Genomic DNA, 10,245 nt, shown 5'->3' with positions numbered 1-10,245 from the left:
ATGAGTAGCGAAAGATGGGTGAGAATCCCATCCACCGAATGACTAAGGTTTCCTGAGGAAGGCTCGTCCGCTCAGGGTTAGTCGGGACCTAAGCCGAGGCCGATAGGCGTAGGCGATGGATAACAGGTTGATATTCCTGTACCACCTCCTCACCATTTGAGTAATGGGGGGACGCAGTAGGATAGGGTAAGCGCGCTGTTGGTTATGCGCGTCTAAGCAGTGAGGTGTGAGTGTAGGCAAATCCGCACTCTTTAACATTGAGCTGTGATAGCGAAGCTCTTAGAGCGAAGTTCCTGATTTCACACTGCCAAGAAAAGCCTCTAGCGAGGTGAGAGGTGCCCGTACCGCAAACCGACACAGGTAGTCGAGGAGAGAATCCTAAGGTGAGCGAGAGAACTCTCGTTAAGGAACTCGGCAAAATGACCCCGTAACTTAGGGATAAGGGGTGCTCTGGTAGGGTGCAAGCCCGAGAGAGCCGCAGTGAATAGGCCCAAGCGACTGTTTATCAAAAACACAGGTCTCTGCTAAACCGTAAGGTGATGTATAGGGGCTGACGCCTGCCCGGTGCTGGAAGGTTAAGAGGATTGGTTAGCGCAAGCGAAGCTGAGAATTGAAGCCCCAGTAAACGGCGGCCGTAACTATAACGGTCCTAAGGTAGCGAAATTCCTTGTCGGGTAAGTTCCGACCCGCACGAAAGGCGTAACGATTTGGGCACTGTCTCAACGAGAGACTCGGTGAAATTATAGTACCTGTGAAGATGCAGGTTACCCGCGACAGGACGGAAAGACCCCATGGAGCTTTACTGTAGCTTGATATTGAATTTTGATACATTTTGTACAGGATAGGTAGGAGCCTGAGAGACCGGAACGCCAGTTTCGGTGGAGGCGTTGTTGGGATACTACCCTAAATGTATTGAACTTCTAACCCGCACCCCTTATCGGGGTGGGAGACAGTGTCAGGCAGACAGTTTGACTGGGGCGGTCGCCTCCTAAAAGGTAACGGAGGCGCCCAAAGGTTCCCTCAGAATGGTTGGAAATCATTCGCAGAGTGTAAAGGCACAAGGGAGCTTGACTGCGAGACCTACAAGTCGAGCAGGGTCGAAAGACGGGCTTAGTGATCCGGTGGTTCCGCATGGAAGGGCCATCGCTCAACGGATAAAAGCTACCCTGGGGATAACAGGCTTATCTCCCCCAAGAGTCCACATCGACGGGGAGGTTTGGCACCTCGATGTCGGCTCATCGCATCCTGGGGCTGTAGTCGGTCCCAAGGGTTGGGCTGTTCGCCCATTAAAGCGGTACGCGAGCTGGGTTCAGAACGTCGTGAGACAGTTCGGTCCCTATCCGTCGTGGGCGTAGGAAATTTGAGAGGAGCTGTCCTTAGTACGAGAGGACCGGGATGGACACACCGCTGGTGTACCAGTTGTCTTGCCAAAGGCATCGCTGGGTAGCTATGTGTGGACGGGATAAGTGCTGAAAGCATCTAAGCATGAAGCCCCCCTCAAGATGAGATTTCCCATTACGCAAGTAAGTAAGACCCCTGAAAGACGATCAGGTAGATAGGTTCGAGATGGAAGTATGGCGACATACGGAGTTGACGAATACTAATAGGTCGAGGACTTAACCAAATATACTTTCATGTCACATTTTATCCAGTTTTGAAAGAACAATTCTTTCAAGGAACTTACGCTAAGTTCACAACGTCCATGTTGTAACGCGTAAGTCAGTACATCCTTGTACATAAGTCTAGTGATGATGGCAAAGAGGTCACACCTGTTCCCATTCCGAACACAGTAGTTAAGCTCTTTAGCGCCGATGGTAGTTGGGGGTTTCCCCCTGCGAGAGTAGGACGTTGCTAGGCTGTTATATATGGAGGATTAGCTCAGCTGGGAGAGCACCTGCCTTACAAGCAGGGGGTCGGCGGTTCGATCCCGTCATCCTCCACCATTTTTATCTGGAGGGGTAGCGAAGAGGCTAAACGCGGCGGACTGTAAATCCGCTCCTTCGGGTTCGGCAGTTCGAATCTGCCCCCCTCCACCATTTTAATATTGGGGTATAGCCAAGCGGTAAGGCAACGGATTTTGATTCCGTCATGCCCAGGTTCGAATCCTGGTACCCCAGCCATTTATATGCGGGTGTGGCGGAATTGGCAGACGCACTAGACTTAGGATCTAGCGCCGCAAGGCGTGGGGGTTCGACTCCCTTCACCCGCACCATTTATATTTTAAAACTTTATATTGCCAGATTAATTTTTAATCTTTGCATAATGCGGAAGTAGTTCAGTGGTAGAACATCACCTTGCCAAGGTGGGGGTCGCGAGTTCGAACCTCGTCTTCCGCTCCAATTATGCCGGGGTGGCGGAACTGGCAGACGCACAGGACTTAAAATCCTGCGGTAGGTGACTACCGTGCCGGTTCGATTCCGGCCCTCGGCACCATTTTATTTAAATTTAATATTATTTTTTTGCGCCCATAGCTCAATTGGATAGAGCGTCTGACTACGGATCAGAAGGTTGTGGATTCGACTTCTGCTGGGCGCACCATTTATCGGAATGTAGCTCAGCTTGGTAGAGCACTTGGTTTGGGACCAAGGGGTCGCAGGTTCGAATCCTGTCATTCCGACCATTTAGCAATGGGGCCTTAGCTCAGCTGGGAGAGCGCCTGCCTTGCACGCAGGAGGTCAGCGGTTCGATCCCGCTAGGCTCCACCAATTTTATATTATTTATTATGGCGGCCTAGCTCAGCTGGCTAGAGCGTCCGGTTCATACCCGGGAGGTCGGGGGTTCGATCCCCTCGGCCGCCATAATCCTTTGGAGGTATACCCAAGTCTGGCTGAAGGGATTGGTCTTGAAAACCAACAGGCGGGTCAAACCGCGCGGGGGTTCGAATCCCTCTACCTCCTCCATTTTTATTTTTAATACGGTCCGGTAGTTCAGCTGGTTAGAATGCCTGCCTGTCACGCAGGAGGTCGCGGGTTCGAGTCCCGTCCGGACCGCCATTTTTATATGTGGGTTTGTAGCTCAGTTGGTAGAGCATTAGATTGAAGCTCTAAGTGTCGGCGGTTCGATTCCGTCCAAACCCACCATTTTTTAATGGGCCTATAGCTCAGCTGGTTAGAGCGCACGCCTGATAAGCGTGAGGTCGATGGTTCGAGTCCATTTAGGCCCACCATTAAATTTATAATTCCATGTTTATTCCGTTGTAGCTCAGTTGGTAGTAGCATCTGACTGTTAATCAGAGGGTCGCAGGTTCGAGTCCTGCCAACGGAGCCATGGCCCCTTGGTCAAGCGGTTAAGACACCGCCCTTTCACGGCGGTAACACGGGTTCGAATCCCGTAGGGGTCATTTTCATATGCCGGTGTAGCTCAGTTGGTAGAGCAACTGACTTGTAATCAGTAGGTCGAGGGTTCGACTCCTTTCGCCGGCACCATGAGTCATTAGCTCAGTTGGTAGAGCATCTGACTTTTAATCAGAGGGTCGCTGGTTCGAATCCTGCATGACTCATATTAAGCGAGTGCAAATTGCATTCGCTTTTTTGTTTGCTCAAAATTAAATTAATAGTAAAAAGAGGCTGGGACATACGTGTAAAAATATCTTCTCAGATGAGCATAAGAAAAACCGGAATCGCGCTGTGGCGCGGTTCCGGTTTTTTGTTGCGAACGCTAAAAAAGGAAAATGAACTGTTTTGTCCCAGCCTCTTTTGTATTGTTGCTACCTAATATTTAAATTTACTAATTAAATGCTGTAAGATATCGGCATTTTCCGATAGTTTTTCGGCAGCCGATTCAACTTCGTGCATGGAATGAAGATTTGTATCGGATAATTGCATCGCAGATTCTGTTTGCTGTTTAGCTGTAGAAGCGATTTTTTCTACAACAGCAGTCGCGCTGTTAGCTTGCTCAATACGTGCATACAATTCTTCAGCAATAGAAGAAACTTCTTGAATATTAGATGATACATGAGAAATATTCGTTGTGATAGCTGTAAAACTTTTATTCGTTGATTTAAATACTTTACTCGTTTCTTTTGAATCATGTTGACTTTCCTTAATATATTGCTGAGCAGTTTGAGATAAAGATTGCATCGTGTGCACCATTGTTGAAATCTCGGTTACTGCTTGTTTAGACTGTTCAGCTAAGTTTCGTACTTCCTCAGAAACAACGGCAAAACCTTTCCCATGTTCACCAGCGCGTGCAGCTTCAATGGAAGCATTAAGTGCTAATAAATTAGTTTGATCCGCGATATCGCGAATGGCTTCGACGATTTTATCAATTGTAGAAGCATGGGTAGCTAATTGTGTGACAGCATCATTGCTCGTTTCGATTGACTGTGTTAAATGGTCCATTTGCTGTGCTAAATGATTAATTGTTTCAATGCCTTCGTGCGACATTTCTAATGTATCAATTGAATAATTAGAAATCCTTTCATTTGTATGTGTTACTTGTTCGATACCGCCAGATACATCATGCATTGCTTCTGTATTTTCTAACGCATGTATTTTTTGCTCTGTTGCACCTGTTGCTAATGTATGAAGATCTTTTGTTAAATGGGCAGTATTCGATGATGTACTAGAAGCAGCAGAGGCTAATTCTTCTGAAGCGGCAGTTAACGCGCTAGACGTGTCGTGAACACGTTGCATCATCGTCCGCAGCGTAGTGAGCATTTTATTAAATGACGTGCCAAGCTCACCAATTTCATCTTGTGTAGTAATCGTAACGTGTTTTGTTAAATCACCTTCACCTTCAGCAATTGCGGCAATATCTTTTGTTAATATTTTTAGCGGCTTCGTAATACGCGAAATAATAATTGCGCTAATGATATAGGCGATGAATGCTAATAAAATAATCGTCATACCAATTTTAATGAGCATGGCTGTAATAGCAGTTGTAATATCACTAGAAGGAATGCCGGCAAATAACATTCCTATAATCTGTCCATCAGAAGATTTTAATGGTTTGTACATAGTTAAATACGATTTATTTAAAACTGTAGCAGTGCCATGGTAAGATTCCCCTTTATCTAAAACAGCGGTTGCAACTTCTGGTGATACTTTAGTTCCTATTTGACGTACACCATCTTGTTTAAGATTTGTATTGATTCGCGTATCTCCTTTAAAAATCGTGATAGCCGTTCCTGATTTTTCACCTAACGTATCGATATAAGATGTCTCTTGCGCAATATTAGTCGTCCCTTTCATCAACATATCATTTTTAAGTGACCAGTTTCCTTTGTATTGTTGTTGTAGCGTTTCTTCTATTAACTCAAAATTTTGTTGTAAACGTAGTTCATATTCATTTGTTAAAGATGATCGGATTTGTAAACTACTAATTAGACCAACTGTTATTAAAACAAATACTAAAATAGCTACGATTAAAACTTGAATTTTGTGCTGAATCGATAGCTTAATCATTAATTTAATTCCATCCCTTTCTATGAGTATATATCCATTATGGGTAATAAATACCTATTTAACAACAAAAATAGAAAAAATAATAGTATAATATATTTACTTGGTGTAATAATCCGTAATATAGATAAAATAGTTTAAAAAAATATTGAAAAACTATTGCATTATTATATGTAGGGTGTATAATGTATCTTGTCGTTAAGAAATGACATACAAAACTTAATCAAAAATAACAAACTTTAAAAAAGTTGTTGACAACTTAAAGAAGAAATGTTATGATAATTAAGTCGTCTGAGAACGATAGCAAAATGAACCTTGAAAACTGAACAAGCAAGATGTAATCACAATAAATTCGGTTCAATTAAGAATCGAAAAAAATGTTATCAAGCAAGATAACGCTAGCAAAGCAAATGAGCTTTCAAACACTTTTTATGGAGAGTTTGATCCTGGCTCAGGACGAACGCTGGCGGCGTGCCTAATACATGCAAGTCGAGCGAGGTTGTTTGGAATGCTTGCATTTCAAACAACCTAGCGGCGGACGGGTGAGTAACACGTGGGCAACCTGCCCTGTAGACTGGGATAACTTCGGGAAACCGGAGCTAATACCGGATAACTCTTTTAGCCTCATGGCTTTAAGCTAAAAGGCGCTTCGGCGTCACTACAGGATGGGCCCGCGGTGCATTAGCTAGTTGGTAGGGTAACGGCCTACCAAGGCAACGATGCATAGCCGACCTGAGAGGGTGATCGGCCACATTGGGACTGAGACACGGCCCAAACTCCTACGGGAGGCAGCAGTAGGGAATCTTCCACAATGGACGAAAGTCTGATGGAGCAACGCCGCGTGAGTGATGAAGGTTTTCGGATCGTAAAACTCTGTTGTAAGGGAAGAACAAGTGCGTTAGGTAATGAACGCGCCTTGACGGTACCTTATTAGAAAGCCACGGCTAACTACGTGCCAGCAGCCGCGGTAATACGTAGGTGGCAAGCGTTGTCCGGATTTATTGGGCGTAAAGCGCGCGCAGGTGGTTTCTTAAGTCTGATGTGAAAGCCCACGGCTCAACCGTGGAGGGTCATTGGAAACTGGGGAACTTGAGTGCAGAAGAGGATAGTGGAATTCCAAGTGTAGCGGTGAAATGCGTAGAGATTTGGAGGAACACCAGTGGCGAAGGCGACTGTCTGGTCTGTAACTGACACTGAGGCGCGAAAGCGTGGGGAGCAAACAGGATTAGATACCCTGGTAGTCCACGCCGTAAACGATGAGTGCTAAGTGTTAGGGGGTTTCCGCCCCTTAGTGCTGCAGCTAACGCATTAAGCACTCCGCCTGGGGAGTACGACCGCAAGGTTGAAACTCAAAGGAATTGACGGGGGCCCGCACAAGCGGTGGAGCATGTGGTTTAATTCGAAGCAACGCGAAGAACCTTACCAGGTCTTGACATCCCAATGACCGTCTTAGAGATAAGACTTTCCCTTCGGGGACATTGGTGACAGGTGGTGCATGGTTGTCGTCAGCTCGTGTCGTGAGATGTTGGGTTAAGTCCCGCAACGAGCGCAACCCTTATTCTTAGTTGCCATCATTTAGTTGGGCACTCTAAGGAGACTGCCGGTGACAAACCGGAGGAAGGTGGGGATGACGTCAAATCATCATGCCCCTTATGACCTGGGCTACACACGTGCTACAATGGACGGTACAGAGAGCTGCAAGCCCGCGAGGGTTAGCCAATCTCATAAAACCGTTCTCAGTTCGGATTGTAGTCTGCAACTCGACTACATGAAGCCGGAATCGCTAGTAATCGCGGATCAGCATGCCGCGGTGAATACGTTCCCGGGCCTTGTACACACCGCCCGTCACACCACGAGAGTTTGTAACACCCGAAGCCGGTGGGGTAACCATTTATGGAGCCAGCCGTCTAAGGTGGGATAGATGATTGGGGTGAAGTCGTAACAAGGTAGCCGTATCGGAAGGTGCGGCTGGATCACCTCCTTTCTAAGGATTATTACGGAATAGATGACTCGGTCATCTACGATTACACTTGCTGTTCAGTTTTGAAGGTTTATGAATCTTCTAAAACTTGTTCTTTGAAAACTGGATAAAACGACATTGAAAGTAACAAACAAATTTCTATTATAGATTTTTTTATTATTAAGTTTTAATTTTTAGGCTTAATAACTTATATAGGTTAAGTTATTAAGGGCGCATGGCGGATGCCTTGGCACTAGAAGCCGATGAAGGACGGCACTAACACCGATATGCTTCGGGGAGCTGTAAGTGAGCTTTGATCCGGAGATTTCCGAATGGGGGAACCCACTGTTTTTAATAGGACAGTATCTACACGTGAATTCATAGCGTGATGATGGCAGACTCAGGGAACTGAAACATCTAAGTACCTGAAGGAAGAGAAAGAAAATTCGATTCCCTTAGTAGCGGCGAGCGAAACGGGAAGAGCCCAAACCAAGGAGCTTGCTCCTTGGGGTTGTAGGACACTCTATACGGAGTTACAAAGGAATGAGTTAAGCGAAGCGGCATGGAAAGGCCCACCAAAGAAGGTAACAGTCCTGTAGTTGAAAGTTCATTCCCTCCAGAGTGGATCCTGAGTACGGCGGAACACGTGAAATTCCGTCGGAATCTGGGAGGACCATCTCCCAAGGCTAAATACTCTCTAGTGACCGATAGTGAACCAGTACCGTGAGGGAAAGGTGAAAAGCACCCCGGAAGGGGAGTGAAAGAGATCCTGAAACCATGTGCCTACAAGTAGTTAGAGCCCGTTAATGGGTGATAGCGTGCCTTTTGTAGAATGAACCGGCGAGTTACGATCCCATGCAAGGTTAAGCTGATAAGGCGGAGCCGTAGCGAAAGCGAGTCTGAATAGGGCGAATGAGTATGTGGTTGTAGACCCGAAACCAGGTGATCTACCCATGTCCAGGGTGAAGGTAAGGTAACACTTACTGGAGGCCCGAACCCACGTACGTTGAAAAGTGCGGGGATGAGGTGTGGGTAGCGGAGAAATTCCAATCGAACCTGGAAATAGCTGGTTCTCTCCGAAATAGCTTTAGGGCTAGCCTCGCGGCTAAGAATCTTGGAGGTAGAGCACTGTTTGGACTAGGGGTCCATCCCGGATTACCGAATTCAGACAAACTCCGAATGCCAATGATTTATACGCGGGAGTCAGACTGCGAGTGATAAGATCCGTAGTCAAAAGGGAAACAGCCCAGACCACCAGCTAAGGTCCCCAAGTAATCGTTAAGTGGAAAAGGATGTGACGTTGCTTAGACAACCAGGATGTTGGCTCAGAAGCAGCCATCATTTAAAGAGTGCGTAATAGCTCACTGGTCGAGTGACGCTGCGCCGAAAATGTATCGGGGCTAAACGATTCACCGAAGCTGTGGATGGACATCTCAGATGTCCGTGGTAGGAGAGCGTTCTAATCGCTGTGAAGTCAGATCGTAAGGACTGGTGGAGCGCTTAGAAGTGAGAATGCCGGTATGAGTAGCGAAAGATGGGTGAGAATCCCATCCACCGAATGACTAAGGTTTCCTGAGGAAGGCTCGTCCGCTCAGGGTTAGTCGGGACCTAAGCCGAGGCCGATAGGCGTAGGCGATGGATAACAGGTTGATATTCCTGTACCACCTCCTCACCATTTGAGTAATGGGGGGACGCAGTAGGATAGGGTAAGCGCGCTGTTGGTTATGCGCGTCTAAGCAGTGAGGTGTGAGTGTAGGCAAATCCGCACTCTTTAACATTGAGCTGTGATAGCGAAGCTCTTAGAGCGAAGTTCCTGATTTCACACTGCCAAGAAAAGCCTCTAGCGAGGTGAGAGGTGCCCGTACCGCAAACCGACACAGGTAGTCGAGGAGAGAATCCTAAGGTGAGCGAGAGAACTCTCGTTAAGGAACTCGGCAAAATGACCCCGTAACTTAGGGATAAGGGGTGCTCTGGTAGGGTGCAAGCCCGAGAGAGCCGCAGTGAATAGGCCCAAGCGACTGTTTATCAAAAACACAGGTCTCTGCTAAACCGTAAGGTGATGTATAGGGGCTGACGCCTGCCCGGTGCTGGAAGGTTAAGAGGATTGGTTAGCGCAAGCGAAGCTGAGAATTGAAGCCCCAGTAAACGGCGGCCGTAACTATAACGGTCCTAAGGTAGCGAAATTCCTTGTCGGGTAAGTTCCGACCCGCACGAAAGGCGTAACGATTTGGGCACTGTCTCAACGAGAGACTCGGTGAAATTATAGTACCTGTGAAGATGCAGGTTACCCGCGACAGGACGGAAAGACCCCATGGAGCTTTACTGTAGCTTGATATTGAATTTTGATACATTTTGTACAGGATAGGTAGGAGCCTGAGAGACCGGAACGCCAGTTTCGGTGGAGGCGTTGTTGGGATACTACCCTAAATGTATTGAACTTCTAACCCGCACCCCTTATCGGGGTGGGAGACAGTGTCAGGCAGACAGTTTGACTGGGGCGGTCGCCTCCTAAAAGGTAACGGAGGCGCCCAAAGGTTCCCTCAGAATGGTTGGAAATCATTCGCAGAGTGTAAAGGCACAAGGGAGCTTGACTGCGAGACCTACAAGTCGAGCAGGGTCGAAAGACGGGCTTAGTGATCCGGTGGTTCCGCATGGAAGGGCCATCGCTCAACGGATAAAAGCTACCCTGGGGATAACAGGCTTATCTCCCCCAAGAGTCCACATCGACGGGGAGGTTTGGCACCTCGATGTCGGCTCATCGCATCCTGGGGCTGTAGTCGGTCCCAAGGGTTGGGCTGTTCGCCCATTAAAGCGGTACGCGAGCTGGGTTCAGAACGTCGTGAGACAGTTCGGTCCCTATCCGTCGTGGGCGTAGGAAATTTG

At 47.3% G+C, this 10,245-nt stretch carries 1 protein-coding gene, 18 tRNA genes and 4 rRNA genes; 22 read left to right on the top strand and 1 reads right to left on the bottom strand.

Annotated elements, in window-relative coordinates; all coding sequences use genetic code 11:
- The 20 genes from V514_RS0117570 to V514_RS0117475 form a co-directional block, all read left to right on the top strand.
- A 23S ribosomal RNA gene (locus V514_RS0117570) occupies nucleotides 1-1,624 on the top strand; the annotation flags it as partial.
- Nucleotides 1,625-1,741: 117 nt separating this feature from the next.
- A 5S ribosomal RNA gene (rrf, locus tag V514_RS0117565) occupies nucleotides 1,742-1,857 on the top strand.
- 10 nt (nucleotides 1,858-1,867) lie between these two features.
- Nucleotides 1,868-1,943, top strand: a tRNA-Val gene (locus V514_RS0117560).
- Between the two features lie 9 nt (nucleotides 1,944-1,952).
- Nucleotides 1,953-2,036, top strand: a tRNA-Tyr gene (locus V514_RS0117555).
- A gap of 9 nt (nucleotides 2,037-2,045) precedes the next feature.
- Nucleotides 2,046-2,120, top strand: a tRNA-Gln gene (locus V514_RS0117550).
- A 7-nt stretch (nucleotides 2,121-2,127) separates the two neighbouring features.
- Nucleotides 2,128-2,212 (top strand) — tRNA-Leu (locus tag V514_RS0117545).
- Between the two features lie 52 nt (nucleotides 2,213-2,264).
- Nucleotides 2,265-2,339: transfer RNA gene (locus V514_RS0117540), tRNA-Gly, on the top strand.
- 5 nt (nucleotides 2,340-2,344) lie between these two features.
- Nucleotides 2,345-2,433, top strand: a tRNA-Leu gene (locus tag V514_RS0117535).
- 28 nt (nucleotides 2,434-2,461) lie between these two features.
- Nucleotides 2,462-2,538: transfer RNA gene (locus tag V514_RS0117530), tRNA-Arg, on the top strand.
- 5 nt (nucleotides 2,539-2,543) lie between these two features.
- Nucleotides 2,544-2,620, top strand: a tRNA-Pro gene (locus V514_RS0117525).
- A 9-nt stretch (nucleotides 2,621-2,629) separates the two neighbouring features.
- Nucleotides 2,630-2,705: transfer RNA gene (locus V514_RS0117520), tRNA-Ala, on the top strand.
- A gap of 19 nt (nucleotides 2,706-2,724) precedes the next feature.
- Nucleotides 2,725-2,798 (top strand) — tRNA-Met (locus V514_RS0117515).
- Nucleotides 2,799-2,807: 9 nt separating this feature from the next.
- Nucleotides 2,808-2,900, top strand: a tRNA-Ser gene (locus V514_RS0117510).
- Between the two features lie 16 nt (nucleotides 2,901-2,916).
- A tRNA-Asp gene (locus tag V514_RS0117505) sits at nucleotides 2,917-2,993 on the top strand.
- An 11-nt stretch (nucleotides 2,994-3,004) separates the two neighbouring features.
- A tRNA-Phe gene (locus V514_RS0117500) sits at nucleotides 3,005-3,080 on the top strand.
- A 9-nt stretch (nucleotides 3,081-3,089) separates the two neighbouring features.
- Nucleotides 3,090-3,166: transfer RNA gene (locus tag V514_RS0117495), tRNA-Ile, on the top strand.
- Between the two features lie 24 nt (nucleotides 3,167-3,190).
- Nucleotides 3,191-3,267: transfer RNA gene (locus V514_RS0117490), tRNA-Asn, on the top strand.
- Nucleotide 3,268: 1 nt separating this feature from the next.
- Nucleotides 3,269-3,340, top strand: a tRNA-Glu gene (locus V514_RS0117485).
- A 9-nt stretch (nucleotides 3,341-3,349) separates the two neighbouring features.
- A tRNA-Thr gene (locus tag V514_RS0117480) sits at nucleotides 3,350-3,425 on the top strand.
- Nucleotide 3,426: 1 nt separating this feature from the next.
- Nucleotides 3,427-3,499, top strand: a tRNA-Lys gene (locus tag V514_RS0117475).
- 211 nt (nucleotides 3,500-3,710) lie between these two features.
- Here the strand turns inward: V514_RS0117475 and V514_RS0117470 are convergent.
- Complete coding sequence (locus tag V514_RS0117470) at nucleotides 3,711-5,405, bottom strand: methyl-accepting chemotaxis protein (protein WP_029501117.1); 1,695 nt, start codon at nucleotides 5,403-5,405, stop codon at nucleotides 3,711-3,713.
- Between the two features lie 425 nt (nucleotides 5,406-5,830).
- Between V514_RS0117470 and V514_RS0117465 the strand changes: the two genes are divergently transcribed.
- Together V514_RS0117465 and V514_RS0117460 are read left to right on the top strand one after the other, a co-directional pair.
- Nucleotides 5,831-7,386, top strand: a 16S ribosomal RNA gene (locus V514_RS0117465).
- A gap of 191 nt (nucleotides 7,387-7,577) precedes the next feature.
- Nucleotides 7,578-10,245 (top strand): 23S ribosomal RNA (locus tag V514_RS0117460); the annotation flags it as partial.

Origin of the sequence: Kurthia huakuii LAM0618 (genome assembly GCF_000505545.1) — a bacterium.
GTDB lineage: Bacteria > Bacillota > Bacilli > Bacillales_A > Planococcaceae > Kurthia > Kurthia huakuii.
Note: the sequence above shows the minus strand (reverse complement) of the source record. Positions and strands in the feature narration are given on the sequence as shown.